This is a genomic window from Hydrogenophaga sp. OTU3427 (genome assembly GCF_038440225.1).
Lineage (GTDB): Bacteria > Pseudomonadota > Gammaproteobacteria > Burkholderiales > Burkholderiaceae_C > Hydrogenophaga.
Window position 1 is genome coordinate 22,501 of sequence record NZ_JASATI010000031.1, and the last position, 26,443, is coordinate 48,943.

Annotated in this window: 20 protein-coding genes, 1 tRNA gene and 2 rRNA genes (1 of these 23 cut by a window edge); all 23 read left to right on the forward strand. The window is 62.5% G+C overall.

Annotation, left to right across the window (positions count from 1 at the left end; genetic code table 11):
• Positions 1-28: transfer RNA gene (locus tag AAHB17_RS16860), tRNA-Ala, on the forward strand; it begins 48 nt to the left of the window's first position.
• Between the two features lie 344 nt (positions 29-372).
• Positions 373-3,247 (forward strand): 23S ribosomal RNA (locus AAHB17_RS16865).
• Positions 3,248-3,414: 167 nt separating this feature from the next.
• A 5S ribosomal RNA gene (gene rrf / locus AAHB17_RS16870) occupies positions 3,415-3,527 on the forward strand.
• Between the two features lie 77 nt (positions 3,528-3,604).
• On the forward strand, positions 3,605-4,675 hold the full coding sequence (locus tag AAHB17_RS16875; RefSeq protein WP_342131795.1) for a homocysteine S-methyltransferase family protein: 1,071 nt from the start codon (positions 3,605-3,607) through the stop codon (positions 4,673-4,675).
• Positions 4,570-5,424, forward strand: coding sequence for a DUF3047 domain-containing protein (locus AAHB17_RS16880; protein ID WP_342131796.1), 855 nt, complete (start codon positions 4,570-4,572; stop codon positions 5,422-5,424). Before AAHB17_RS16875 ends, AAHB17_RS16880 begins: the two co-directional genes overlap by 106 nt.
• A 148-nt stretch (positions 5,425-5,572) precedes the next feature.
• Positions 5,573-7,141: an ABC transporter substrate-binding protein gene (locus tag AAHB17_RS16885; RefSeq protein ID WP_342131798.1), complete on the forward strand. Its 1,569-nt coding sequence runs from the start codon at positions 5,573-5,575 to the stop codon at positions 7,139-7,141.
• A gap of 63 nt (positions 7,142-7,204) precedes the next feature.
• Positions 7,205-8,185, forward strand: a complete 981-nt coding sequence (locus AAHB17_RS16890; protein WP_342131799.1) for an ABC transporter permease — start codon at positions 7,205-7,207, stop codon at positions 8,183-8,185.
• Position 8,186: 1 nt separating this feature from the next.
• Positions 8,187-9,401: a M20 aminoacylase family protein gene (locus AAHB17_RS16895; RefSeq protein WP_342131800.1), complete on the forward strand. Its 1,215-nt coding sequence runs from the start codon at positions 8,187-8,189 to the stop codon at positions 9,399-9,401.
• A gap of 41 nt (positions 9,402-9,442) precedes the next feature.
• Positions 9,443-11,023 carry an ABC transporter substrate-binding protein gene (locus AAHB17_RS16900; protein ID WP_342131801.1) on the forward strand — a complete coding sequence of 527 codons (1,581 nt, stop codon included), beginning with the start codon at positions 9,443-9,445 and terminating at the stop codon, positions 11,021-11,023.
• A 91-nt stretch (positions 11,024-11,114) separates the two neighbouring features.
• Positions 11,115-12,026 (forward strand): ABC transporter permease, encoded by a 912-nt coding sequence (locus AAHB17_RS16905; protein ID WP_342131802.1) that lies wholly within the window; start codon positions 11,115-11,117, stop codon positions 12,024-12,026.
• A gap of 17 nt (positions 12,027-12,043) precedes the next feature.
• Positions 12,044-13,015 (forward strand): ABC transporter ATP-binding protein, encoded by a 972-nt coding sequence (locus AAHB17_RS16910; protein ID WP_342131803.1) that lies wholly within the window; start codon positions 12,044-12,046, stop codon positions 13,013-13,015.
• Complete coding sequence (locus AAHB17_RS16915) at positions 13,012-14,019, forward strand: ABC transporter ATP-binding protein (RefSeq protein ID WP_342131804.1); 1,008 nt, start codon at positions 13,012-13,014, stop codon at positions 14,017-14,019. The genes AAHB17_RS16910 and AAHB17_RS16915 overlap by 4 nt, the downstream gene beginning before the upstream one ends.
• An 86-nt stretch (positions 14,020-14,105) precedes the next feature.
• Entirely contained in the window at positions 14,106-14,465 is a 360-nt protein-coding gene (locus tag AAHB17_RS16920) for a DUF2304 domain-containing protein (RefSeq protein WP_342131805.1), read from the forward strand.
• A complete protein-coding gene (locus AAHB17_RS16925) occupies positions 14,462-15,928 on the forward strand; it encodes a mannose-1-phosphate guanylyltransferase/mannose-6-phosphate isomerase (protein WP_342131806.1) in 1,467 nt (488 codons plus the stop codon). The genes AAHB17_RS16920 and AAHB17_RS16925 overlap by 4 nt, the downstream gene beginning before the upstream one ends.
• 30 nt (positions 15,929-15,958) lie before the next feature.
• Positions 15,959-17,050, forward strand: coding sequence for a GDP-mannose 4,6-dehydratase (gmd, locus tag AAHB17_RS16930; RefSeq protein ID WP_342131807.1), 1,092 nt, complete (start codon positions 15,959-15,961; stop codon positions 17,048-17,050).
• 14 nt (positions 17,051-17,064) lie between these two features.
• Positions 17,065-18,156 (forward strand): DegT/DnrJ/EryC1/StrS family aminotransferase, encoded by a 1,092-nt coding sequence (locus AAHB17_RS16935; RefSeq protein WP_342131808.1) that lies wholly within the window; start codon positions 17,065-17,067, stop codon positions 18,154-18,156.
• A gap of 19 nt (positions 18,157-18,175) precedes the next feature.
• The gene (locus AAHB17_RS16940) at positions 18,176-18,958 is read left to right on the forward strand and encodes an ABC transporter permease (RefSeq protein ID WP_342131809.1); all 783 of its coding nucleotides are present in this window, start codon (positions 18,176-18,178) and stop codon (positions 18,956-18,958) included.
• A gap of 47 nt (positions 18,959-19,005) precedes the next feature.
• Positions 19,006-19,707 carry an ABC transporter ATP-binding protein gene (locus tag AAHB17_RS16945; protein WP_342131810.1) on the forward strand — a complete coding sequence of 234 codons (702 nt, stop codon included), beginning with the start codon at positions 19,006-19,008 and terminating at the stop codon, positions 19,705-19,707.
• A 65-nt stretch (positions 19,708-19,772) separates the two neighbouring features.
• Positions 19,773-22,049 carry a glycosyltransferase gene (locus AAHB17_RS16950; RefSeq protein ID WP_342131811.1) on the forward strand — a complete coding sequence of 759 codons (2,277 nt, stop codon included), beginning with the start codon at positions 19,773-19,775 and terminating at the stop codon, positions 22,047-22,049.
• Positions 22,040-23,704: a glycosyltransferase gene (locus AAHB17_RS16955; RefSeq protein ID WP_342131812.1), complete on the forward strand. Its 1,665-nt coding sequence runs from the start codon at positions 22,040-22,042 to the stop codon at positions 23,702-23,704. The genes AAHB17_RS16950 and AAHB17_RS16955 overlap by 10 nt, the downstream gene beginning before the upstream one ends.
• Positions 23,701-24,375, forward strand: coding sequence for a NeuD/PglB/VioB family sugar acetyltransferase (locus AAHB17_RS16960; RefSeq protein WP_342131813.1), 675 nt, complete (start codon positions 23,701-23,703; stop codon positions 24,373-24,375). Before AAHB17_RS16955 ends, AAHB17_RS16960 begins: the two co-directional genes overlap by 4 nt.
• Before the next feature lie 61 nt (positions 24,376-24,436).
• A complete protein-coding gene (locus AAHB17_RS16965) occupies positions 24,437-25,459 on the forward strand; it encodes a glycosyltransferase (protein ID WP_342131814.1) in 1,023 nt (340 codons plus the stop codon).
• Between the two features lie 5 nt (positions 25,460-25,464).
• On the forward strand, positions 25,465-26,442 hold the full coding sequence (locus AAHB17_RS16970; RefSeq protein ID WP_342131824.1) for an NAD-dependent epimerase/dehydratase family protein: 978 nt from the start codon (positions 25,465-25,467) through the stop codon (positions 26,440-26,442).
• Position 26,443 lies beyond the last annotated feature (1 nt).

The window sequence follows — 26,443 nt, forward strand, 5'->3', positions numbered from 1 at the left end:
GTCGGTTCGATCCCGTCATCCTCCACCACTTATCGTCACCGCGGGTGGTGTTCAATCAAAATCAAAGTGTCCTGCTGCAGGGTATTTTGATGTTGATTGGTTTCAACAAGATGAACCGAAAGGTTCTCGGCTGTTCTTTAAAAATTCATAGAGTCGAATCAGCGTTGCTGGTGGAAAGCGTACATTCGTAAAGGTTTAGTACGCACCGTGCCGCCAGCAACAATTTTTTGATTGCGTCAACGAATATTCAACGTATCGCTAGATACGAATTTGAATGCGGCATAACGCGTCAGGTGAAAGACCTGACAGACATTCCTTGATGTGATTTTGATTCTTGTTGGGCGCAAGCCTGGTGAGAGGTCAAAGTTATAGGGTCAAGTGAATAAGAGCATGTGGTGGATGCCTTGGCGATGATAGGCGACGAAGGACGTGATAGCCTGCGATAAGCTTCGGGGAGCTGGCAAATTAGCTTTGATCCGGAGATTTCCGAATGGGGAAACCCACCGAAAGGTATCGCACACTGAATACATAGGTGTGCGAGGCGAACCGGGTGAACTGAAACATCTCAGTAGCTCGAGGAAAAGACATCAACCGAGATTCCGAAAGTAGTGGCGAGCGAAATCGGAGAAGCCTGTTAGTGATAGCACGACACTTAACGGAACGGCATGGAAAGGCCGGCCATAGCGGGTGATAGCCCCGTACGTGAAAAGAGACGTGTGGTACTGAGCTAACGAAAAGTAGGGCGGGACACGAGAAATCCTGTCTGAATATGGGGGGACCATCCTCCAAGGCTAAATACTCATCATCGACCGATAGTGAACAAGTACCGTGAGGGAAAGGCGAAAAGAACCCCGGGAGGGGAGTGAAATAGATCCTGAAACCGCATGCTTACAAAAAGTCGGAGCCTCGAAAGGGGTGACGGCGTACCTTTTGTATAATGGGTCAGCGACTTACATTCAGTGGCAAGCTTAACCGAATAGGGAAGGCGTAGGGAAACCGAGTCCGAATAGGGCGATTCAGTCGCTGGGTGTAGACCCGAAACCAAGTGATCTATCCATGGCCAGGATGAAGGTGCCGTAACAGGTACTGGAGGTCCGAACCGACTAGTGTTGCAAAACTAGCGGATGAGCTGTGGATAGGGGTGAAAGGCTAAACAAACTTGGAAATAGCTGGTTCTCTCCGAAAACTATTTAGGTAGTGCCTCAAGTATTACCTGCGGGGGTAGAGCACTGTTTTGGCTAGGGGGTCATGGCGACTTACCAAACCAAGGCAAACTCCGAATACCGCAGAGTACAGCTTGGGAGACAGAGCACCGGGTGCTAACGTCCGGACTCAAGAGGGAAACAACCCAGACCGCCAGCTAAGGTCCCTAAAATTGGCTAAGTGGGAAACGAAGTGGGAAGGCTAAAACAGTCAGGATGTTGGCTTAGAAGCAGCCATCATTTAAAGAAAGCGTAATAGCTCACTGATCGAGTCGTCCTGCGCGGAAGATGTAACGGGGCTCAAGCCAGTTACCGAAGCTGCGGATTCACAGTTTACTGTGAGTGGTAGGAGAGCGTTCTGTAAGCCTGTGAAGGTGTCTTGTAAAGGATGCTGGAGGTATCAGAAGTGCGAATGCTGACATGAGTAGCGTTAAAGCGGGTGAAAAGCCCGCTCGCCGTAAGCGCAAGGTTTCCTACGCAACGTTCATCGGCGTAGGGTGAGTCGGCCCCTAAGGCGAGGCAGAGATGCGTAGCTGATGGGAAACAGGTCAATATTCCTGTACCGATTGTTAGTGCGATGTGGGGACGGATCTTAATAGGTTATCCGGCGGTTGGAAGTGCCGGTTTAGACAGAAGTAGGCGTGCGTTAGGCAAATCCGGCGCACATATACCGAGGCTGTCGATCGAGAGAGCTTGCTCTTGAAGTAACTGAACGAGGTCCCAGGAAAAGCCACTAAGCTTCAGCTAACAACGACCGTACCGCAAACCGACACTGGTGCGCGAGATGAGTATTCTAAGGCGCTTGAGAGAACTCAGGAGAAGGAACTCGGCAAATTGACACCGTAACTTCGGAAGAAGGTGTGCCCTAGTAGTGTGATGAGAACATCTGAGCACGAATGGGTTGCAAAAAATAGGTGGCTGCGACTGTTTATTAAAAACACAGCACTCTGCAAACACGAAAGTGGACGTATAGGGTGTGACGCCTGCCCGGTGCTGGAAGATTAATTGATGGGGTGCAAGCTCTTGATCGAAGTCCCAGTAAACGGCGGCCGTAACTATAACGGTCCTAAGGTAGCGAAATTCCTTGTCGGGTAAGTTCCGACCTGCACGAATGGCGTAACGATGGCCACACTGTCTCCTCCTGAGACTCAGCGAAGTTGAAATGTTTGTGATGATGCAATCTCCCCGCGGAAAGACGGAAAGACCCCATGAACCTTTACTGTAGCTTTGTATTGGACTTTGAACAGATCTGTGTAGGATAGGTGGGAGGCTTTGAAGTGTGGTCGCTAGATCACATGGAGCCAACGTTGAAATACCACCCTGGTGTGTTTGAGGTTCTAACCTAGGTCCATTATCTGGATCGGGGACCGTGCATGGTAGGCAGTTTGACTGGGGCGGTCTCCTCCCAAAGCGTAACGGAGGAGTTCGAAGGTACGCTAGTTACGGTCGGACATCGTGACGATAGTGCAATGGCATAAGCGTGCTTAACTGCGAGACTGACAAGTCGAGCAGATGCGAAAGCAGGACATAGTGATCCGGTGGTTCTGTATGGAAGGGCCATCGCTCAACGGATAAAAGGTACTCTGGGGATAACAGGCTGATACCGCCCAAGAGTTCATATCGACGGCGGTGTTTGGCACCTCGATGTCGGCTCATCTCATCCTGGGGCTGTAGCCGGTCCCAAGGGTATGGCTGTTCGCCATTTAAAGAGGTACGTGAGCTGGGTTTAAAACGTCGTGAGACAGTTTGGTCCCTATCTTCCGTGGGCGCTGCAGATTTGAGGAAGCCTGCTCCTAGTACGAGAGGACCGGAGTGGACGCACCTCTGGTGTACCGGTTGTCACGCCAGTGGCATTGCCGGGTAGCTAAGTGCGGAAGAGATAACCGCTGAAAGCATCTAAGCGGGAAACTCGTTCCAAGATGAGATCTGCCGGGGCCTTGAGCCCCCTAAAGAGTCGTTCAAGACCAGGACGTTGATAGGCTGGGTGTGGAAGCGCAGTAATGCGTTAAGCTAACCAGTACTAATTGCTCGTGCGGCTTGACCCTATAACTTTGATCGAAAATCGATCAAGGGTGAGTGTCTGAATACAGTGAGATACAACTGTTCTTATGCACGCATTCAAGTGAATAGACGTAGCGCAATCGAAAAAAGCTGATAAGACTCTATGAATTCGCTTTGTTGAACCTGGTGTTCAGCAAGGCAACCCGTTATGCCTGACGACCATAGCAAGTTGGTACCACTCCTTCCCATCCCGAACAGGACAGTGAAACGACTTAGCGCCGATGATAGTGCGGATTCCCGTGTGAAAGTAGGTCATCGTCAGGCTCTTATAAGACCGAACGCCCCGCTCAGATTGAGCGGGGCGTTTTGGTTTGTGCGCCAGAAGTTCATAGAATCGAACGATGATGTCCAAGCCCTACACCCGTGGTCAACAGCTGCCCGCCATCCTGCGTGATCGCATCGCGATTCTGGACGGTGCCATGGGCACCATGATCCAGCGCTTCAAGCTGAGCGAAGCCCAATACAGAGGTGAGGGGGGCGACGCGTCCCTGGGGGACCGCTTCTTGGGTCATCCACTCGATGTCAAGGGCAACAACGAGCTGTTGAGCCTGACCCGTCCCGACATCATTCGGGACATCCATGAAGCTTATTTGGCTGCAGGGACCGACCTGATCGAGACCAACACCTTCGGTGCGACGCAGATCGCGCAAGAAGACTACAAGATGGCGCATTTGGCGCGGGAAATGAATCTGGCGTCGGCCAGGTTGGCCCGTGTGGCCTGCGACCGATTTTCGACGCCCGACAAACCCCGTTTTGTCGCCGGCGCACTTGGCCCGACTCCCAAAACAGCCAGCATCAGCCCCGATGTGAACGATCCGGGCGCCCGCAATGTCACGTTCGAGGCCTTGCGTCAGTCTTATCTGGAACAGATCGAGGCCCTGGTTGAAGGGGGGGTTGACCTGCTGCTGGTGGAGACCGTGTTCGACACCCTGAACGCCAAGGCGGCGCTGTTTGCGGCGGCCGAGTTCTTCGAGCGGTCTGGTGAGCGTTTGCCAGTGATCGTCAGCGGGACCGTGACAGACGCCTCCGGGCGGATTCTGAGTGGCCAGACGGTCGGTGCATTCTGGGCCAGCGTGCGGCACATCGAACCGCTGGCGGTGGGCCTGAACTGTGCCCTCGGTGCCGCGTTGATGAGGCCTTATCTGCAGGAATTGGCCAAGGTGGCCGGCGACACCTTCATCAGCTGCTACCCCAACGCTGGCTTGCCCAACCCCATGTCAGATACGGGTTTTGACGAAACACCCGACGTGACTTCGCGTCTGTTGCGGTCTTTCGCCGACGAGGGCCTGGTGAACATCGTGGGCGGATGCTGCGGTACCACGCCGGACCACATCGCTGCCATCGCGCAGGCGGTGCAGCCGCTGGCGCCACGCTCGCTCAAGCGCCCGTTGTTTTACCGCGAGATCGCCTGAGCGTGTGGGGCGGCGTCGGGCGCTGGCAGCGCGTCTCGTCGGTGCTGGTGCTGGCCGTCCTGTTGGGGTGTGCCAGCGGGCCTGATCGCCGGCCCGAGACGCCGGTTTCCGGCCTGCTCCAGACGCCTGTCGGATCCGAGCCATGGACACCTCTGGCGTGGCCAGGCAAAAAGAACGTGGCGTTCGAGCCGGTCGAACACCTGGGGCGGTCTGCGCTGCGGGTGCGGGCGGACCGGTCCATGAGCATTCTGCGGCAGCGCCTGGTCGACCAGCCGGTGACGCCTGATCAGATCGAGTTTTCCTGGGCTGTCAACGGTGTGTTCAAGCGCGCCGATATCGGTGTGTCAGGCCGTGACGACGCGCCCGTGCGGGTGGTGCTGGCCTTCGATGGCGACCGCAGCAAATTGTCTTCACGGGCCCGCATGCAGTCCGAGCTCAGCCGGGCCGTGCTGGGCGAAGACATGCCCTACGCCACGCTGACCTATGTGTGGTGCAACGCCAGGCCAGCAGGCACGGTGTTGGTGAGTCCGCGCACCGATAGGGTCCGCAAGATCGTTGTGGAGTCGGGCGCTGCCCACGTAGGCCAGTGGCTGGAGTACCGCCGCGACATCCGCGCCGACTTTCGCCTGGCCTTTGGCGAAGACCCGGGTCCACTGATCGGTGTCGCGCTGATGACAGACGCGGACAACACCGGCGAGCGTGTGACCGCCTGGTATGGCCGCCTGCGGTTGACCGCACAGCAGCCCTGACGCCCGTCTGGGGCCGGCCGATCCTCAAGATGGCGGCACTTTTCTCTTCATTGCCTAGGGCTTTCCTGCATCGGGAAAGTCCGTGTGACATCCGGGCCTGGATGTTGCATAGTACGCACTTTACAAAACTTCATTTAGGTGTCAAGCAATGAAACTGAAGCTGATTGCCTTGTGTGCGCTGCTCAGCCTGGGTGCCGCCGTTCAGGCCAAGACCTTCAAATGGACCAGTTCCAGCGATATCGCCACTTGGGATATCCATTCCCAAAACAACGCGCTGCAAAATGGCATCCACGCTGCGGTCTATGAAACGCTGGTGTATTACAACAGCCGCACTTTCAAGATCGAACCCGTGTTGGCCACGTCCTGGAACCTGGTCTCGCCCAACCAGTTGCGTGTCACCCTGCGTGGCGGTGTGAAGTTCCACGACGGCAGCCCGTTCAGCGCCGACGATGCTGTGTTTTCCATCCAGCGCGCGATGGCCAAGACCTCGAACTTCACACCCTACATCCAGGGTATCGACCGGGTCGTGAAGGTCAACGACAGCACCATCGACATCTTCACCAAGGGGCCCAACCCGGTGCTGCTGAACCAGATGACCGAGCTGCGCATGATGAGCAAGGCCTGGGCCGAAAAGAACAAGTCCGTGGATCCCAAGGACATCCGCACCAAGGACGAGAACTTCGCCCACCGCAATGCCAACGGCACCGGTCCCTACGTGCTGAAAGACTGGAAGCAGGACCAGCGTCTGGTGCTGGCTCAGAACCCCAACTGGTGGGGCAAGATGGACAGCAACGTGACCGAGATCGTGTACTCACCGATCAAGGCCGACGCCACGCGCATGGCGGCGTTGCTCACCGGCGAGGTCGACCTGGTGCTGGACCCCAGCCCACAGGATCTGCCGCGCGTGCGTCAGAACAGCAGCCTCAAGGTGATGGATGGCGTTGAGAACCGCACCATCTTCTTTGGCATGGACCAGTTCCGCGACGAACTCGTGGGCAGCAACATCAAGGGCAAGAACCCCCTGAAGGACCTGCGCGTGCGCAAGGCCCTGAACATGGCGATCGATGCGGATGCCATCACCCGCGTGACCATGCGGGGCCTGGGCCAGCCCACCGGTGCGCTGGTGGCGCCGCAGGTGGCCGGCTGGAGCGAAGCCATCCACAAGCGCCCGCCCGTGGACGTGGCCGGTGCGCAGAAACTGCTGGCGGATGCCGGTTACAAGGACGGTTTCGAGGTCGACTTCGCCTGCCCCAACAACCGCTACATCAACGACGAAGAAATCTGCCAGGCCGTCACGGCCATGTGGTCGCGCATCGGTGTCAAGGCCAAGCTGCGCACGCTGCCGCTGGTGACCTACTTCCCCATGATCCAGCGCTTCGAAGCCAGCATCTACATGCTGGGTTGGGGCGTGCCCACCTTCGACGCGCTCTACAGCCTGCAGTCGCTGGTGCGCACGCTGGGCACCGGTGGTGACGGCAACTACAACGTGGGCCGTTACAGCAACCCCAAGCTGGACGCCGTGATCGACCGCATCAAGACCGAGACCGATCCCTACATCCGGCCCCGCCTGCTCAACGAAGCCCTGCAGATGGCGACCGACGACGTGTCGCACATTCCCCTGCACAACCAGATCATCCCCTGGGCCATGAAGGGCAACATCGAAGTGGTGCACCGCCCGGACAACCGCCTGGACTGGCGCCTCGTCAAGGTAAACTGAAAAATCAGTGTTAAGCAAAGGGTCGCGGCTCGTCTGCTGCGGCCCTTGATTTTTTGATCGAACATGTTCGCATTCATCGTCCGGCGCCTCGCGCAAGCGGTCCTGGTGATGGTCACCGTGGCCTTCATCGCATTCATGCTGTTTCAGTACGTCGGAGACCCGGTTGTCTTTCTTCTCGGGCAGGACGCCACGCCCGAACAAGTCCGCGAGCTCCGCGCCGACCTCGGCCTGGACAAGCCCTTCTTCGTGCAGTTCTGGCACTTCCTCGCCAATGCCGCGCAAGGTGAGTTCGGCCTGAGCCTGCGCCAGGGCGCGAAGGTCTCGCGCCTCATCGGTGAACGTTTCCCGGCCACGCTGGAACTCGCGCTGGTGGCCGGCGTGCTGGCTCTGGCGGTGGGCATTCCCATGGGCGTGTACGCCGCCTTGCGCCGGGGCAGTTTCCTGAGCCAGGTGTTCATGACCGTGTCGCTGCTGGGAGTCTCGTTGCCCACCTTCCTGATCGGTATCCTGCTGATCCTGGTGTTTGCGGTGCAGCTGGGCTGGTTCCCCAGTTTCGGCCGCGGCGACGTGGTGCAGATGGGCTGGTGGTCCAGCGGCCTGCTCACGGCCAAGGGCTGGCACCACATCGTGATGCCTGCGGTGACCCTGGCCATTTTCCAGCTCACGCTGATCATGCGGCTGGTGCGCGCCGAGATGCTGGAGGTGCTGCGCACCGACTACATCAAGTTCGCGCGGGCGCGGGGCCTGACGAACAGCGCCGTGCATTTTGGCCATGCGCTCAAGAACACCCTGGTGCCGGTCATGACCATCACCGGCCTGCAGCTCGGTGGCCTGATCGCGTTCGCCATCATCACCGAGACCGTGTTCCAGTGGCCAGGCATGGGCCTGCTGTTCATCCAGGCCGTGACCTTCGCCGACATCCCGGTGATGGCCGCCTACCTGTGCCTGATCGCCTTGATTTTCGTGGTCATCAACCTGATCGTCGATCTCTTGTACTTTGCCGTCGATCCGCGCCTGCGCGTCGAAAAGGCGGGAGGTCACTGACATGCACCCTGGCCGCTTCAAAGTGCATGGGCGTGCCTTCGCGCACATCGCCGACTTTGTCCCCGAACTCACCGCGCTGCGCCGCGACCTGCACGCCCACCCGGAACTGGGCTTCGAGGAGCGCTACACCGCCAAGCGCGTGACCGAGGCGCTCAAGGTCTGCGGTGTCGACGAAATCCACACCGGCATCGGCAAGACCGGTGTCGTGGCGGTGGTGCGCGGCCGGCGCAACAGCAGCGGCCGCATGATCGGCTTGCGCGCGGACATGGACGCCCTGCCCATGGCCGAACACAACGACTTCGCCTGGAAGTCCACCAAGCCGGGCCTCATGCACGGCTGCGGACATGATGGACACACCGCCATGCTGGTGGGCGCGGCGCGCTACCTGGCGGAAACGCGCAACTTCGACGGCACCGCCGTGCTGGTGTTCCAGCCTGGGGAAGAAGGCTACGCCGGCGCCAAGGCCATGATCGAGGATGGGCTGTTCGACCGCTTCCCGGTGCAGTCCATCTATGCCATGCACAACTGGCCGCAGATGAAGCCCGGTACCGTGGGCATCAACCGCGGCGCCATGATGGCGGCGGCCGACCGCATCACCATCAAGATCACCGGCAAGGGTGGCCACGGCGCACACGCCTACCTCACGGTCGACCCGGTGCTGGTGGCCGCCCACATCATCACCGCGGTGCAGAGCATCGTCTCGCGCAACGTGCGGCCCATCGATGGCGCCGTCATCAGCCTGTGCGCCATGCAGGCGGGCGACGCCGGGGCGTTCAGCGTCGTGCCGGGCGAGGCCACCCTGGTGGGCACCGTGCGCAGCTTCAGCCCCGCCGTGCAGGCCATGGTGGAGCGCCGGCTCAACGAACTGTGCAGCGCGGTGGCCCTGGGCTTCGGCGCGACGGCCAGCGTGCACTACGAGCGCATCTACCCGGCCACCATCAACACGCCCGACGAGGCCCAGTTCGCCGCCGACGTGGCGCAGTCCCTGCTGGGGCGCGACCACGTGGACCGCGAGATGGACCCCAGCATGGGTGCCGAGGATTTTTCCTTCATGCTGCAGGTCAAGCCCGGGGCCTACCTGCGCTTGGGGCAGGGCGGCGAAGGCAGTTGTTTCCTGCACAACAGCCGCTACGACTTCAACGACGAGGTGCTGCCACTGGGGGCCGCCTTGCACGCCGGCCTTGTCGAATACGGCATGCCGCTGGGCGACGAATGACCCGCATCGATCGCCTTTTTTCAACCAGGAGAAGAGCTCACATGATGTTCAAGAAACCCCTGACCACCGCGCTGGCCGTGGCCATGCTGTCCCTGTTGGGCGCGGTCGCGCAGGCGCAGACGGTGCGCATCGGCAACCAGGGTGATGCGTTGTCCATGGACCCGCACTCGCTCAACGAATCGCTGCAGCTCAGTGTGACCGGCAACGTCTACGAACCGCTGGTGTCGCGGGACAAGAAGCTCGCGCTGGACCCCGCGCTGGCCACGTCCTGGCGGCAGACCTCGCCCAATGTGTGGCGCTTCGAGTTGCGCAGGGGGGTGAAATTCCATGACGGGACGCCCTTCACCGCCGACGACGTGTTGTTCAGCTTCGCGCGTGCCGCCGGTGAAGGCTCCGACATGCGCAGCTACACCAACGACATCAAGGCCGTGCGCAAGCTCGACGACCACACCGTCGAGATGGAGACCAACGCCCCCTTTCCCATCTTGCCCGATGTGATCTCGCTGGTCTACATCATGAGCAAGAAGTGGTCCGAGGACAACCAGGCGACCCGCCCGGTCGACCGCCGCAAGGGCATCGAGAATGCCGCGTCCTTCCGCGCCAACGGCACCGGCCCCTTCCGCGTGCGCGAGCGCCAGCCGAACGTGAAGACCACCTTCGTGCGCAATGGCAACTACTGGGGCAAGATCGAGGGCAACGTCACCAACGTCGAGTACACGCCCATTGGCAACGACGCCACCCGCGTGGCCGCGCTGCTGTCGGGCCAGGTCGACGTCATCGAGCCGGCGCCGCTGCAAGACGTGGCGCGCATCAACGCCAGCGGCAAGGCCAAGGTCTTGCAGGGCCCCGAGATCCGCACCATCTTCCTGGGCATGGACCAGAAGCGTGACGAGCTGCTGTACTCCAACGTCAAGGGCAAGAACCCGTTCAAGGACGTGCGCGTGCGCAAGGCCTTCTACCAGGCCATCGACATCAACGGCATCCAGCGCACCGTGATGCGTGGCGCCTCGCTGCCCACCGCACTGCTGGTGGGCGAGGGCGTCAACGGCTTCCACGCCGACATGAACAAGCGCCTGCCCTACGACCTCGACGCGGCCAAGAAGCTGCTCACCGAGGCCGGCTATCCCAACGGCTTCGAAGTCGGCATGAACTGCCCCAACGACCGGTATGTCAACGACGACGGCGTGTGCCAGGCGGTGGCCGCCGGCCTGGCGCGCATCGGCGTGAAGGTGAACCTGCAGGCCGAGACCAAGGGCACCTACTTCCCCAAGATCCTGCGCCGCGACACCAGCTTCTACCTGCTGGGCTGGAGCCCGGGCACCATCGATGCCCACAACGTGCTGAACTCGCTGATGCGCTGCGTGGACGACAAGGGCGCGGGCCAGTTCAACCTGGGGGCCTATTGCAACCCCAAGGTGGACGAACTGACGCTCAAGATCCAGTCGGAAACCGACAAGTCCAAGCGCGACGCCATGATCCGCGAGGCCTTCAAGATCCACCAGGACGATGTCGGCCACCTGCCCTTGCACCAGCAGGCGCTGGCCTGGGGCGTGTCCAACGGCGTCACCGTGCACCAGGCGGCGGACAACTTCATGTACTTCCGCTACATGAGCGTCAAGTAAGCCCGGTGTGACCGTTTCGGCGCGTTCGCCCCACAAAGGCGAACGCGGCTTTCCCTGTCTTTTCACCGTCCGTGACCCGGACCGTTATCCCGTGAAATCCATGCTCCTGCGTTGGCTCGACAGCGATGTCGGCCACAGCTTCCGCACCTCGCCCACGGCCATCGTGGCGGCCGCGATCGCGGCCGTCTGCCTCTTCTGTGCCGTGTTCGCGCCCTGGGTGGCGCCTCACAACCCCTTTGACCTGACCACCCTCGAACTGGGCAACGCGCGCCTGCCGCCGGCCTGGAGCGAAGGCGGCAACCCCTTGTTCTGGCTGGGCACCGACGACCAGGGCCGCGACATCCTCTCGGCACTGATGTACGGCGCCCGCATCTCGCTCGCGGTGGGCATCGCCTCGGTGCTGCTGTCGGTGTTCGTGGGCGTGGCGCTGGGCTTGCTGGCCGGTTTCCTGGGCGGCTGGGTTGATGCGGTGCTCATGCGCATGTGCGATGTCATGTTGTCCTTTCCCGCCATCCTGGTGGCCCTGCTGATCGCGGGCGTGGGCCGCGCGCTGTTCCCCGACGCGCACGAGTCGCTCGCCTTTGGCGTGCTGATCATCTCCATCTCGCTCACCGGCTGGGTGCAATACGCGCGCACCGTGCGCGGCTCCACCCTGGTGGAGCGCCACAAGGAATACGTGCAGGCCGCCCGCGTGACCGGCGTGGCGCCCTTGCGCATCATGCGCAAACACGTGCTGCCCAACGTCATGGGCCCGGTGCTGGTGCTGGCCACCATCCAGGTGGCCACGGCCATCATCACCGAAGCCACGCTGAGCTTCCTGGGTGTGGGCGCACCGCCCACCTCGCCTTCGCTGGGCACGCTGATCCGTGTGGGCAACGATTACCTGTTCTCGGGCGAGTGGTGGATCACCATCTTCCCCGGTCTGATGCTGGTGCTGATCGCGCTCAGCGTGAACCTGCTGGGCGACTGGCTGCGCGATGCCTTGAATCCAAGGCTCCGTTAAACCAGGGAACAAGAAAAATGAGTCTTCTCCAAGTCAAGAATCTGGTCGTCGAATTTCCCGGCCGCCGCGGCACGCTGCGCGCGCTGGACGACGTGTCCTTCGACATCGCCCCCGGCGAAATCCTCGGCGTGGTGGGCGAGTCCGGTGCCGGCAAGTCGCTCACCGGCGCGTCCATCATCGGCCTGCTGGAGCCGCCGGGCCGTGTGGCCAGCGGGCAGATCCTGCTCGAAGGCGAACGCATCGACGGCCTGCCTTACGAGCAGATGCGCAAGATCCGCGGTCGCAAGATCGGCGCCATCTTCCAGGACCCGCTGACCTCGCTCAACCCGTTGTATTCGGTGGGCCGCCAGCTCATCGAGACCATCACCACCCACCTGCCGGTGAGCCAGGCCGAGGCGCGCCAGCGCGCCATCCAACTGCTCAAGGACACCGGCATCCCGGCGGCCGAGCAGCGCATCGACCACTACCCGCACCAGTTCTCGGGCGGCATGCGCCAGCGCGTGGTGATCGCCCTGGCCCTGGCGGCCGAGCCCAAGCTCATCGTCGCCGACGAGCCCACCACCGCACTGGACGTGTCCATCCAGGCGCAGATCATCACCCTGCTCAAGACCATCTGCAAGGAACGCGGTGCGGCCGTGATGCTGATCACCCACGACATGGGCGTGATCGCCGAGACCTGCGACCGCGTGGCCGTGATGTACGCTGGCCGCGTGGCCGAGATCGGGCCCGTGCACGAAGTCATCAACCACCCCGCGCACCCCTACACCGCCGGCCTCATGGCCTGCATTCCCGACATGACGCAAGACCGCGAGAACCTGCACCAGATCGACGGCGCCATGCCCCGCCTCAACGCCATCCCGCGCGGCTGCGCCTACAACCCGCGCTGCGAGCGCGCGTTCGACAAATGCGGGCAGGCCCGTCCGGACCTCATGCACGCCGGCGCCACCCTGGCCGCCTGCTGGTTGCACGACAGCAAGGTGGCGGCATGAGCGAAGTCAAGACCCAGGCCCTGGTGCGCGCCACCGACCTGGCCAAGACCTTCGACGTCTCGGCCCCCTGGCTCAACCGCGTGCTGGAGCGCCAGCCCAAGATGCTGCTCAAGGCCGTGGACGGCGTGAGCTTCGAGATCGAAAAAGGCAAGACCCTGGCCCTGGTGGGCGAGTCTGGCTGCGGCAAGAGCACAGTGGCCCGCCTGCTGGTTGGCTTATACGAGCCGACGCGCGGTGGTTTCAACTTCGACGGGGAAGACGCCCACGCGGCCTTCAAGACCCCCGAAGGCCGCAAACTGCGCCGGCGCATCCAGATGATCTTCCAGGACCCGTACGCCAGCCTGAACCCGCGCTGGACGGTGGAGGACATCATCGCCGAGCCGCTGCGCGAGCATGAAATCCTCAGCGACGAGGCCGCCATCCAGGCGCGTGTCGGTGAACTGCTCCAGTCGGTCGGCCTGAGCCCGCTGGACATGGTCAAGTACCCGCACCAGTTCTCGGGTGGCCAGCGCCAGCGCATCTCCATCGCGCGCGCCCTGGCCACGCAGCCCGAGTTCCTGGTGTGCGACGAGCCCACCTCGGCGCTGGACGTGAGCGTGCAGGCGCAGGTGCTCAACATCATGAAGGACCTGCAGCGCAAGCACGGCCTGACCTACCTGTTCATCAGCCACAACCTCGCCGTGGTGCGCCACGTGAGCGACCAGGTGGGCGTGATGTACCTGGGCCGCCTGGTTGAACTGGCCGACAAACACACCCTGTTTGACACCCCGCGCCACCCCTACACCCGCATGCTGCTGGACGCCATCCCCAAGATGCACGACACCGGCCGCGCGCGCACCCCGGTGTCGGGCGAGGTGCCCAACCCGCTCAACCCACCTTCTGGTTGCGCCTTTCACCCGCGTTGCCCCCATGCAAACGCGCGCTGCAGCAGCGAACGGCCGCAGATTCAAGCCATCGGCGGCATCAAGGTGGCCTGCCATGCGGTGGAGGAAGGGCGGCTGTAAGCCGCTGGTCAGAGTCTTCGGCCTGTCGGCCAAGGGGCGTCATGAGGCACTGCGATAATGGCCCGCATTGTCACTTTTAGCGCCTCATGTCCAGTCTGCCTATCACCACCGCCCTGCTTGGGCTGGGGCTTGCCCTTGCCATCATGTGGCTGTTGCGGCGCGACCATTTGCACGCCGCGCATGGCCTGTTCTGGCTGACGGTGGCGGCCCTCGCGGCCTTGCTGGGCGTGTGGCCTGGTCTTGTGGACCGCCTGGCCGTGTGGGCCGGCATCGCCTACCCGCCGGCCCTGCTCTTCCTGGTCGCGGCCATCGTCCTGCTGATCAAGGCCTTGCACGCCGACATCATGAACACGCGCGTGGAGCGCGAGGTGCGCCGTCTCAACCAGCGGCTCGCGCTGCTTGAACTCGAGCAGTCCACGCCGTCGATGGAGCGGGATGTCCCATGAGCCAACGCCAAGCCCCTTTGTTGCTGCCCGTCATCCTGTCCGGCGGCTCGGGCACGCGGCTGTGGCCGCTGTCGCGTGAAAGCTATCCCAAGCAGTTCCATGCCCTCGTGGGCGAACGCACCATGTTGCAAGACACGGCGCTGCGCCTCGCGGGCTTGCCTGACATCGAGCAGGCGCCGGGCCCCATGGTGGTGTGCAACAGCGAACACCGTTTCATGGCCGCCGAACAGTTGCGCGCCATGGGTGTGGCGCGGCCCGAGATCGTGCTGGAGCCCGTGGGCCGCAACACCGCGCCGGCCCTGACACTGGCCGCCCTGCTGGCCCAGCGCGATGGCGCAGACCCGGTGCTGCTCGTCATGCCCTCCGACCATGTGATCGCCGATACCCAGGCCTTCCACGAAGCGGTGGCCGTGGCCTACCGGCAGGCAGCCGACGGCGCCATGCTGACCTTTGGCATCGTGCCCACGCGGCCCGAGACGGGCTATGGCTACATCCACCGTGGCACGGTGGCCACCCAGGGGGTGCACCCGGTGCTGGGTTTTGCCGAAAAGCCCGACGTCGAGACCGCCCAGCGCTACCTGCGCAGTGGCGACTACCTGTGGAACAGCGGCCTGTTCATGGTGCGCGCCAGCGTCTGGAAGGCGGCCATCGGACATTGCCGTCCCGACATCCTGGTCGCCTGCCAGCTGGCGGTGGACGAGGCCCACCGCGATCTGGACTTCGTGCGGCCACACGTGTCGGCCTTCGAAGCCTGCCCGTCCGACTCCATTGACTACGCCGTCTTGGAGCGACTGCCCCAGCAGCACGCGTTGGGTATCCCCACGGGCGTCGTGCCGCTGGACGCGGGTTGGTCCGACCTGGGCGCCTGGGACGCGCTCCTGCAGGCTTTGCCACACGATGCCCACGGCAACGCGCTGCGCGGTGATGCCATTGCCCACGACTGCCACGATACCTTGTTGCTGTCCACCGGGCGGCTGGTGGCCGGCATCGGCCTGCAGGGCATGGCGGTCATCGAAACACCCGATGCGGTGCTGGTGGCGCCGCAGGACCGCGTGCAGGACGTCAAGGCCCTGGTGGGCCAGCTCAGGCAAGGTGGCCGCCAACTGATCGACACCCACCGCAAGGCGCACCGGCCGTGGGGTTGGTATGACTGCATCGATGCGGGCCAACGTTTCCAGGTCAAGCGCATCGTTGTCAAGCCCGGTGCCAGCCTGAGCCTGCAGAAGCACCACCACCGCGCCGAGCATTGGATCGTGGTCAGCGGCACGGCCGAAGTTACCAATGGTGACAAGACTTTTTTGCTGGGTGAAAACGAGTCCACATACATTCCTCTGGGTCACGTGCATCGCCTGTCCAACCCGGGCAAGGTGCCGCTCGAGTTGATCGAGGTGCAGAGTGGCAGTTATTTGGGGGAGGACGACATCGTGCGTTTCGAAGATACCTACGGGCGATCGTCTGTTTGATTCATTGAGCCAATCGGGAGGAAGTTTCAAGTGTCCAAAAAAATAGCCTTGGTGACGGGGGTGACCGGCCAGGATGGTGCCTATCTCACAGAGTTGTTGCTGGAAAAAGGCTACGAAGTGCATGGGGTGCGCCGACGCGCATCGTTGTTCAACACCGATCGCATTGATCACCTCTACCACGACCCCCACAGCGAGGGTTTTGACTTCCACCTGCACTACGGCGACCTGACCGACTCGTCGGGTTTGATCCGGCTGGTGCAGGAAATCAAGCCCGACGAAATCTACAACCTGGCGGCCCAAAGCCATGTGGCGGTTTCCTTCGAGGAGCCCGAGTACACCGCGAACTCGGACGCGCTGGGCACCTTGCGCCTGCTTGAAGCCATGCGCATCGCCGGGCTCGAAAAAACGACCCGTTTCTACCAGGCCTCCACCTCCGAGCTGTATGGCCTGGTGCAGGAGACGCCTCAAAAGGAAACCACGCCCTTCTATCCCCGCTCGCCCTACGCCGTGGCCAAGCTGTACGCCTACTGGATCACGGTGAACTACCGCGAGTCCTACGGGATGTACGCCTGCAATGGCATCCTGTTCAACCATGAGTCGCCCATCCGTGGCGAGACCTTCGTCACCCGCAAGATCACGCGCGCGTTGGCGCGCATCAAGCTGGGCATGCAGGACTGCCTGTACCTCGGCAACATGAACGCCCTGCGGGATTGGGGCCATGCGCGGGACTATGTCGAGATGCAGTGGTTGATGCTGCAGCAGGACAAACCCGAGGACTTCGTGATCGCCACCGGCACGCAACACTCGGTGCGCGAGTTCGTGGACCTGGCGGCGCGCCACATCGGGTTGAACATCGAGTGGCGAGGTCAGGGTGTCGAGGAAAAGGGCTTTGACACCGCCACGGGCCAGTGTGTGGTTGCGGTCGACCCGCGCTACTTCAGGCCTGCCGAAGTGGAAACGCTGCTGGGCGATCCCACCAAGGCGAAGGACAAGCTGGGCTGGGTGCCGCGGACCACGTTCGCGGAACTGGTGCAGGAAATGATCACCTCTGACCTGGAGGAAGCGCGGCGCGACCAACTGGTCAAGCAGCACGGCTTCAAGTACTTCAACCACCACGAGTGATCCAGGGAGCGGACATGATTCCTGTGTACCAGCCCTACTTCGGTGGAAAAGAAAAAGAGTACGTTGCCCAATGCCTGGATTCGACCTGGATTTCCTCCAAGGGCGAGTTCATCAACCGCTTTGAATCATCGTTTGCCGAGTACATCGGCGCGAACCACGCCACCAGCGTCTGCAACGGCACGGTGGCGATCCACCTGGCGCTCGAGGCGCTGGGGGTGGGGGCCGGCGACGAAGTCATTGTGCCGACCTTCACCTACATCGCGTCGGTCAACACCATCCTGCAGACCGGGGCAACGCCGGTGTTCGTCGATTCCCTGGCCAGCACCTGGCAGGTCGACCCCGAGGACATCGAACGCAAGATCACGCCCCGGACCAAGGCGGTCATGGTCGTTCATCTCTATGGCCAGCCCTGCGACATGGTCCCCATCGTGGCGATCTGTCACAAGCACCGGCTGCTGTTGATCGAGGATTGCGCGGAGTCGTTTGGGTCGACCTACAAGGGCCGGCACACCGGTACCTTCGGAGACATCGCCACCTTCAGTTTTTTCGGCAACAAGACCATCACGACGGGCGAGGGCGGCATGGTGGTCGCGCGAGACCGCGAGGTGATCGACAAGGCCTATCACCTGAAAAACCAGGGGGTGTCGACAACCCGCGAGTATTGGCACGATGTGGTGGCCTACAACTACCGCATGACCAACATTTGTGCGGCGATCGGCTTGGCGCAATTGGAGCAGGCGTCGGACATCCTCGCAAAAAAGCGGCGCATCGCCGACTGGTACGCCACGCACCTGCAAGGACTGCCGCTGGACGTTCACGCCGAGCAGCCCGGCACGGTGCATTCGTTCTGGATGTGTTCGGTCATGCTGCACGATGCCAAGGACCGACCGGCGCTGCGTGCGCATTTCAAAGCCCACGGCATCGACACACGGCCGACCTTCTATCCGGCGCACACCATGCCCCATTGCCTCGACAGCGGGGCCTTTCCGGTGGCCGAGTCGCTGGGCGCGCGTGGCATCAACCTGCCCAGCTACCCCGCATTGACCGAGGATGATGTGCGGCAGGTCTGCGGGGTGGCGCGGGACTATTTCGCGACCGTGGCCTGACTGCGGCCAAAACGACACCGTGAAAGACTACATCGAGGGCATCTGGCGGGCCCGCTACTTCTGGACCCATCTGGCGGTGGCCGATCTGCGCTCGCGATGGCGCAGATCGTTCTTCGGCATTTTCTGGTCCATCATCCAGCCGCTGGCCATGACCCTCTTGCTGGCGCTTGTTTTCAGCAAGCTCTTCAAGTCGGACATCACCACCTACGCGCCGTACATCCTGTCGGGCACGCTGGTCTGGGAGTTCATGATCGCCAACGTGACCGGGGGCTCGCTCGCCTTTGTGCAGGCGGATGCGTACATCAAACAATACCGGCATCCGTTGGCGATCTACACCTTGCGAACGGTGCTGGGCAGCCTGGCCATCCTGTTGCTGGCCAGTTCGTCGCTTTTTGTCTGGGCGGGCATCGTGCTGCCACAGAACATCAACGCATCGTGGCTGTCCCTGCCTTTCGCATACATCATCGTGGCCTTGATGGCGTGGCCTTTGGGCACCGCGCTGGCCTACATTGGCACGCGCTTCAGGGACCTGCCCCACGCCACCGGCCTGGTCATGCAGGCCTTGTGGTTTGTGTCGCCCGTGTATTTTGAAGTCAAGATGTTCAGGCAGGGCGGACTGGACTTTCTGGTGGATTACAACCCCATGTACCACGTCCTGCAGCTGTTTCGCGCACCCTTGCTTGAAGGTCAGTTCCCGCGTGCCGAAAGCTACCTGTTCGCCCTGGGTGCCGTGGTGGTGCTGGGCATCCTGGCCTGGCTGATCGGCCGCCAGGCCGAACGCAAAGTGATCTTCTACCTATGAGCTCACCCAGCATCAGCTTGGAGCATGTGCACCTGCACTACTCATCGGTGGCCTTCAAGGAGCGCTCGCTGCTGACCCTGCTCGGTTCCATGTTCCGCCATTCGCCCGCGCCTCGGGTGGACGACATCCATGCGCTCAAGGACATCCACCTGTCCATCGGGCCCGGCGAACGTGTCGGACTGCTGGGCCACAACGGCGCGGGCAAAAGCACCTTCCTCAAGACCGTGGCAGGGCTCTATCCCATTTCTGGCGGCACCCGCAGGGTCACGGGTGAAATCCGCTCGCTGTTCGACCTGAGCCTGGGTTTCGAGCCGGACGCCACCGGAAGGGAGAACATCCTGTACCGTGGTTTGCTGCTGGGCCAGACGCCGGCCTTCATGCGCGCCCGGCAGGACGAGATCGTAGCGTTCGCCGATCTGGGCGAGTTCATCGATTACCCGATACGAACCTATTCGGCGGGCATGCAGGTGCGCCTGGCGTTCGCGATCTCGACCCTGGTGGGGGGGGACATCCTGCTGCTCGATGAGGTGATCGGCGCAGGCGATGCCAACTTCATGGCCAAAGCGAAACGCAGGATCGCTCAATTGATCGAGCGGGCGGAAATACTGATCCTGGCGTCGCACGACTTCAATGCGCTCAACAGCCTGTGCCAGCGCGGGCTGGTTTTTCACCATGGCACCATCGTTTTTGACGGCCCGATCGCCGCTGCTGTGCACGAGCACAAAAAGATCAGTGGCGTGGCGATGTGACGCAAGATCCACCACTCGGGAGATATGGGGGCCATGCAATGACAAATGACCGGCCACTGCGTGTCATGTGGTTGTTGAACCACACGTCCGCCAGGAAGTTTGAACTTCCGATGCTGAGGAGGATGGGCGTCCAGGAGTTTTTTCTTCCCAAGACGTTTTCGAACGACCCCACCTTTCGCAGCGCCTCGGTGGATTGGTCCGAGGACGCCCATCTGAGCATTCCGGCCGAGGATCTGCGTGTTCTGAACGACGCGGACTGGTACGCTGGCGCGACGCCCGATGCATGGCGGATCGCGGACCGACATTTCGACATCGTTTTTTTCATCCTGGTCGACGCTACCCTGATCGAGAATGCCGCGCGCTATTTCAAAGGGGTGCTTGTCTGGCGTGTTTTTGGGCTTGACCGGTCCCTGACGTACGACAAGGTTCTTCGGTACCTGTCTCCCAACGGGCGTGCTCGTCATGCGATGGAGGCATTGGGGGGACGCTTGTTTTTCGGCGAGGCCTATTCCCATCTGGCCGATCAGGAGCCCGATTTTCTGCGGGGCAGGCGTTGCTTTCTGCCCCTGGGCCTCGCGGATGCCACCACCCTGGGCGGGTGGGAGGGCAAGGATGCGCGGATCCTGTTCGTGTGCCCGGATATCGCGATCAATTCGTACTACAAAAAGGTCTATGGGGACTTTTTGCGTGACTTCGGCGAGTTTCCCCACCTGATTGGTGGGGCGCAGCCCGTGGCCGTCGACGATCCGAATGTTCTGGGATTTGTGCCACGGGAGCAGCACGAGCGGAACATGAAGCAGCTGCGTGTGATGTTCTATCACAGCAACGAGCCGTACCACCTTCATTACCATCCGCTGGAGGCTGTGCGGGCCGGCATGCCCTTGATCTTCATGGCGGGCGGGTTGCTCGACCGCATGGGTGGCATCGGTTTGCCCGGCCGCTGCACGTCGGTTCGCGAGGCCAAAGCCAAGCTGCGCCGTCTGTTGGCGGGCGATGCATCCTTTACGGCCCAGGTGGTGGACACACAGGCCGTGCTGCTGACCACCATGACCGAGGCGCATTGCCTGGAAGGGTGGACGTCCGGGTTTGCGTCATTGAGGCAGGCGGCCCTGGCTGCGCGCGCAGCCTCTATGGACACTGCGACGCCGCGGCGGCGCCAGCGGGTCGCCGTGATCGTGCCAATCGCCTACCGTGGCGGCACGCTGCGCGCGGCCAAGTTGATCGCCCAGGCACTGCGGCTGGGCAGCGCAGAGTGGGGCGAAGAGGCCGACGTGGTGTTGCTGCATGTGGACGATCCGGCGTCGTACCGCGACGATGATTTCCACGACCTCGGCGATGCGGTGGCGCGGCGTCCTTTCCGCTGGAAGGTGCTCACCGCCGCCGAGGCGCGGCGGGCCATGCGTTATGCCGGCTACAAGGACTGGGAGCCTGTGTCGCACGCCTATGTTGTCCCGGACGATGGCATCCAGCAGTTGCAGGACTTCGATGTGTGGTGCATGGTGTCCGACCGCCTGTCACTGCCGCTCTTGCCCATCAAGCCGGTGGTCATGATGGTGTTTGACTACCTCCAGCGCTATTGGGCGGTGCTGCCGCCGGGGGCCGATGCCAGTTTCATCCAGGCGGCGCGGGTGGCGGACCGTGTGCTGGTGACGACCGATTTCACCCGCCAGGACGCGCTTCAGTACGCGGGGCTGGCGCCGCACAAGGTCCGCCATGTCCCCATGCTGGCGCCGCTCTTCGAGCGCTTGGGCATGACCCCGCGCGAAGACAAGCCCCCCTACTTTGTCTGGAGCACCAACCTCGGCCCCCACAAGAACCATGGGCGCGCGGCAGAAGCCCTGAAAATCTATTTCGAGGAACTCGACGGCTCGTTGACCTGTGTGCTCACCGGCGTCAATGTGGCCGAGATATTGAACAGCACGGCGCCTCACCTGCGCGATTTTTCGCATGTCATGTCCCTCAGCAAGCGAACCCGGCGTGGTGTCAAGATCAAGGGTGAACTCCCGGATGTGGATTACCAGCGCAAACTGGCGGGCGCCCAGTTCCTGTGGCATCCGGCCCGCATGGACAACGGCACCTTCTCCGCGGTGGAGGCCGCGTGTCTGGGCACGCCCACCTTGTCAAGCGACTATCCCGCGATGCGTGAGATCGACCGCCAGTTCGGACTGGCCATGGCGTGGATGGACGGCACCTCGGCGAGGCAGATGGCCGAGGCCTTGAAGTGGATGGAGGTCCATGCCGCCGCCATGCGGGAGCGCTTGCCTGGCATGGACGCGCTGCGGGAGCAGGGCGTGCACAAGTTGGCTGGAGCCTACTGGCGGGAGGTGCGAGAGTGTCTGTGAACCAATACGGCATTTATGTCGTCTATCCGCCCACCGTGGACCTGACCGCCCAGGGACTGGGCCGCTACCTGGCGGCCTTCCTCAAAGGTGCCAGCGAACGGGACGACGTGCGCTTCGTCATCATCTGTCCCAGCTGGTCGGTGGATGCCATCCATGCGCTGCTGGACGCGGAAGGTGTGCCCAGGTCCCACTTGCAGATCGTCAGCCCCAAGGGCAAGCCCTATCTCCTGCGAGCCTATGAACTGGTGCGCGCTTTCTGGCAGCGCAGACCCAGCCTGGGCATCCTGATCCGCGCCAAGCGTGCCGTGGAGCGCACCTTCGCCCGCCTCACCCAAGGTGTGATCCAGCGGGTCGCTCGGGCGCGAACGCTGCTGGATCTGGCGGGGCTGCTGGTGTGGTTGCTGCCTTGCCTGCTGCTGGCTGTTGTGGCGCTGCCGCTGGCCCTGGTGTCGGCCGTGGCGGTGGGGGGCTTGTTGTTGTGGCGCAGCGCCACGGTGCGCGCATCGTCGAAGGTGCAGCGCGTGCTCGCGCTGTACGCGCGCGCCACGGCGGTGTTGGTCAAACCCCAGGACAGCGGCCTGGTGCTTCGGCTCTTCACCGCCATGCACGACGCCGAAACCGAGCGCATGGAGCGTTTGATCGGCAAGATGACGGATGTGCGTGCCTGGTACTGCCCCACCGCTTTCTGGACCGCCTTCAACCGGATCGATGCGCCTCGCCTGATGTGTGTGCCGGACGTCGTGCTGATGGATTTCCCCGTGGCGTTCGCGTCGCTCGGGGGCACCCGTGTCCTGGACACCTTCGAGGACATCCAGGGCGCCATCCGCGCGGCCGACCACTTGGTCACCTACAGCGGCGCGGTCAAGGCGCAGACCTTGGTCGATCGGCTGGGCGTGGCGACGGACCGGGTGCACGTGGTGCCCCATGCGCCCAATTCGCTGGACAAGTGGGTCGCGGTGACGGGGTTTCCGGACAACGAGGAAACGTCTCGTCGCTATTGCGGCAGCCTGTTGTTGGGCGCGCTGGCCAACAAATCGAACCGCGCCGATTACACCGCCGGTTTTGCCAACCGCGAGCTGAAGTTTCTCTTCTATGCCAGCCAGTTCCGCCCCAACAAGAACGTGCTGTCGCTGTTGCGCGCTTACGAGTTCCTGCTGCGCGACCAGGGTCTTGGCCTCAAGCTCCTGCTCACGGGCGACGTGGCGGCCCTGCCGGAAGTGGCGCATTTCATCGGCGAGCACCGCCTCGCGAACGATGTCATCTGCCTCAAGGGCTTGTCGGTGTCCGAGCTGGCCGCGTGCTACAAGCTGGCCACGCTGGCGGTGAATCCCAGTCTGAGCGAGGGTGGGTGTCCCTTCACGTTCACCGAGGCCTTGTCCGTGGGCACCCCGGTGGTGATGGCGAGGATTTCCGTGAGCGAAGAAGTGCTGGATGACCCGGCGTTGCAGGCGGTCACCTTTTTTGATCCTTATGACTGGAAAGACATGGCACAACGGATCCGTTTTGGTGTCGCGCACCGCGACCAGCTGTTGGCGGTGCAGTCGCCCGCCTACGAACGTTTGGCCCAGCGCACCTGGCGCGATGTGGTGGATGAGCACATCGACATCCTGGATCGCGTGGCGCGGCAGCGGGCGGGCGTGGAGGTGATCTCGTGAGCCGCGTGACCGTGGGGCTGGACGGCCGCCATGCACCGGCGGCGCTGGCCGGCTTGTGTGTCCTCGGCTTTGGCGGGCATGCGCGCTCCGTGCTGGATGTGGCGCTGTCGGCTGGGGTGAAGGACTTTTTTTTCGTGGATACCAATGCGGCAGAGGGCGAATCCCTGTTGGGTTTTCCCGTCCTGGCCGCCATGCCCGACAGCTTGCCGGCGGGGTGGGCGGTGTTTCCAGCCGCCGGTGCCAACGAACGCCGCGCAGGGCAGGTGGACGGTGCACTGCGTGCGGGCTGGCCACTGGCGACCCTGGTGTCTCCCCTGGCGTCGCTGGGGGTGGGCGCGACGATCGAGAGCGGCTGCTTCATCGGCCACCATGCGCACATCGGCCCCATGGCGCGCATTGGCACGGGCTGCATCATCAACACCGGCGCCCTGGTCGAGCACGAGGCCGTCGTGGGGGATTTTTGCCACGTGTCGGTCAATGCCGTGATGGCCGGACGCACCCGCATCGGGCGCGCGGTCATGATCGGTGCCGGTGCCACCGTGCTGGATGGGCTGTCCGTCGCGGACGGCGTCACCATCGGCGGTGGTGGGCTGGTGCACCGGTCGATTTCAGAGGCCGGCGTCTATGTGGGCGTGCCCGCGCGCCCGGTGGCTGCCTCGCGGACGCCGTGAGCTTGGGATGAGCAATCGGGCAGACGCTGGTGTCGTGGCTGGCATTTGAAAGGGAGGCGAAGTGAGCGCAGGTGAACATCTCAACAAGGTTCTGGTGTCCTTGGTGGTACCGGTCTACTCGGGTGCGCCCTATCTGCCGGAGTTGGTGAAGTCGATCGGACGGGTTCGCGACGCATGGGTGACGAACGCCGCGCCGCTGCACCTGGCGGAAGTCATTTTTGTCGACGACGATGCCATCGACGACTCCGCCAGGGTGCTGGACGAACTGGCCGCGACCTGCTCCTGGGTACGGGTGCTGCACCTGTCGCGCAACTTTGGCCAGCACCCGGCAACCATCGCGGGCATCCTTCACACCTGCGGCGACTGGGTGGTCACGCTGGATGAGGACCTGCAGCATCCGCCGGAAAACATCGCGGCGATGTTGCAGGTGGCGGTCTCCCGCCAGCTGGACATCGTCTACGCCCACGCGGTGGGCGGTGTGCATGAGAGCGCCCTGCGGGACATGGGCTCGCGTCTGACGAAGGGCCTCACGGGCATTCTGGCGGGCGACATGGGCGTGCTGAAGTTCAGCAGCTTCCGTGTCATCCGAGGCGCGATCGCCCGTTCGGCCAGCAGCGTGTGCGGCCATGAAACCTACTTTGACATCGCCTTGTCCTGGTTTTCCCGCCGCGTGGGCACCTTGCCCTTGCACATCAAGGACCGGCGTTTCATCGAAGGCAAGAAGAGCGGCTACTCGCTGCGCAAACTGCTGTCCCATGCGCGGCGCCTGGTCATGTCCAGCCGTGTCAAGGCCTTGCGCATCGGTGGCTACCTCGGGGTGGCGGCCATGCTGTTCGGGTCCGCGTTCGCCGCCTATGTGGCGTTCAGGGAGTTCTTTTCCCCCGGTGTTTTCGGGGCGCGTGGTTGGAGTTCCCTGATCGTCTCCAGCATGGTGTTCGGTGGCATGACCCTCTTTCTGGTCAGCGCGGCCCTGGAGTACCTGTCCATCCTCGTGTTGCGGGCGCAGGGCAAGCCCACGTTTTTTGTCGTCGACCGCAGTGGCGACGCGGCCATTGCGTCCTACTTCAAGGAGTCGGGCGCTTGATTGCCATGGAGCGCGCCGTCCGCCAGCCGGGTGGTGAGTCAAGCGTTCAGTGGGTGTTGGTCTTTGGGGTCGGCCTGATCGGGGAGACACTGGCAACCGAACTGTCCCGCCGTGGTTTTTCGGGTGCCACACGGCTCGCGTTTTCCTGGCAGCCGGCATCTCGCTCCAGGGCGGACGAGGCGGATGCGATCTGCGGGTGGGTGCACGCGCGTGTGAACCTCCACTCCCATGCCGGCACACCCGCCAGCCGCATGTCGATTGACATCGTCTGGAGTGCCGGGCGGGGCGGGTTCGCCTCGACCTGGGCGACGCTGGACATGGAGCTGGGCGCCTTTCAGGCGGTCACGGCCTTGTCTGCCCGTTTGATGGAGACGCTGCCGCAGGTCGCACACCGCTTTCACCTCACGAGTTCCGCCGGTGGTCTGTACGAAGGGCAGTTGAACGTTGGACCGGAGGCCGTGCCCGCGCCGCTGCGCCCTTACGGCGAGCTGAAGCTGGAGCAGGAGCAACAATTGCGCGCCGTAGCGGGGCCAGTGGTCAAGCGGATCTACAGGCCGAGCTCGGTGTACGGCTTTGTGTCGCTGAAGAGTCGGCTGGGATTGATTGCCACGCTCATCAACAACGGCATGCGCGGGCAAGTGACGAATATCTTTGCGGAGGCGCTGACCTTGAGGGACTACGTCCTGGTGGGCGACATCGCGACCTTCATGGCGCAGAAAATCGAAATCCAGGCGGCCGCGACGGATGACACCTATCTGTTGGCGTCGGCCAAACCCACTTCTGTCCATGAGGTGCTTGTCCTGCTGGAGCGGGTTCTGGATCGGTCCCTGTATTTTGTCTTCAGGCCCACCCAGGACAACACGGCCTCCAACACCTACAGCCCCCATGTCCTTGCCGATGGCTTTCATCCGCAAGACCTTGAGACGGGCATGAGGTCGGTGCTGCTTGGCATGCGCCATCAATTCTTCAAACACTTTCCCTGAG

Excerpts from the sequence above, each read along its gene's own strand:
- AAHB17_RS16900 (WP_342131801.1), top strand. The coding sequence starts at position 9,443 with ATGATGTTCAAGAAACCCCTGACCACCGCGCTGGCCGTGGCCATGCTG.
- AAHB17_RS16950 (WP_342131811.1), top strand. The coding sequence starts at position 19,773 with ATGTGGTTGTTGAACCACACGTCCGCCAGGAAGTTTGAACTTCCGATG.
- AAHB17_RS16895 (WP_342131800.1), top strand. The coding sequence starts at position 8,187 with ATGCACCCTGGCCGCTTCAAAGTGCATGGGCGTGCCTTCGCGCACATC.
- AAHB17_RS16880 (WP_342131796.1), top strand. The coding sequence starts at position 4,570 with ATGCTGCGGTACCACGCCGGACCACATCGCTGCCATCGCGCAGGCGGT.
- AAHB17_RS16875 (WP_342131795.1), top strand. The coding sequence starts at position 3,605 with ATGATGTCCAAGCCCTACACCCGTGGTCAACAGCTGCCCGCCATCCTG.
- AAHB17_RS16935 (WP_342131808.1), top strand. The coding sequence starts at position 17,065 with ATGATTCCTGTGTACCAGCCCTACTTCGGTGGAAAAGAAAAAGAGTAC.
- AAHB17_RS16890 (WP_342131799.1), top strand. The coding sequence starts at position 7,205 with ATGTTCGCATTCATCGTCCGGCGCCTCGCGCAAGCGGTCCTGGTGATG.
- AAHB17_RS16925 (WP_342131806.1), top strand. The coding sequence starts at position 14,462 with ATGAGCCAACGCCAAGCCCCTTTGTTGCTGCCCGTCATCCTGTCCGGC.
- AAHB17_RS16915 (WP_342131804.1), top strand. The coding sequence starts at position 13,012 with ATGAGCGAAGTCAAGACCCAGGCCCTGGTGCGCGCCACCGACCTGGCC.
- AAHB17_RS16885 (WP_342131798.1), top strand. The coding sequence starts at position 5,573 with ATGAAACTGAAGCTGATTGCCTTGTGTGCGCTGCTCAGCCTGGGTGCC.
- AAHB17_RS16970 (WP_342131824.1), top strand. The coding sequence starts at position 25,465 with ATGGAGCGCGCCGTCCGCCAGCCGGGTGGTGAGTCAAGCGTTCAGTGG.
- AAHB17_RS16910 (WP_342131803.1), top strand. The coding sequence starts at position 12,044 with ATGAGTCTTCTCCAAGTCAAGAATCTGGTCGTCGAATTTCCCGGCCGC.
- AAHB17_RS16920 (WP_342131805.1), top strand. The coding sequence starts at position 14,106 with ATGTCCAGTCTGCCTATCACCACCGCCCTGCTTGGGCTGGGGCTTGCC.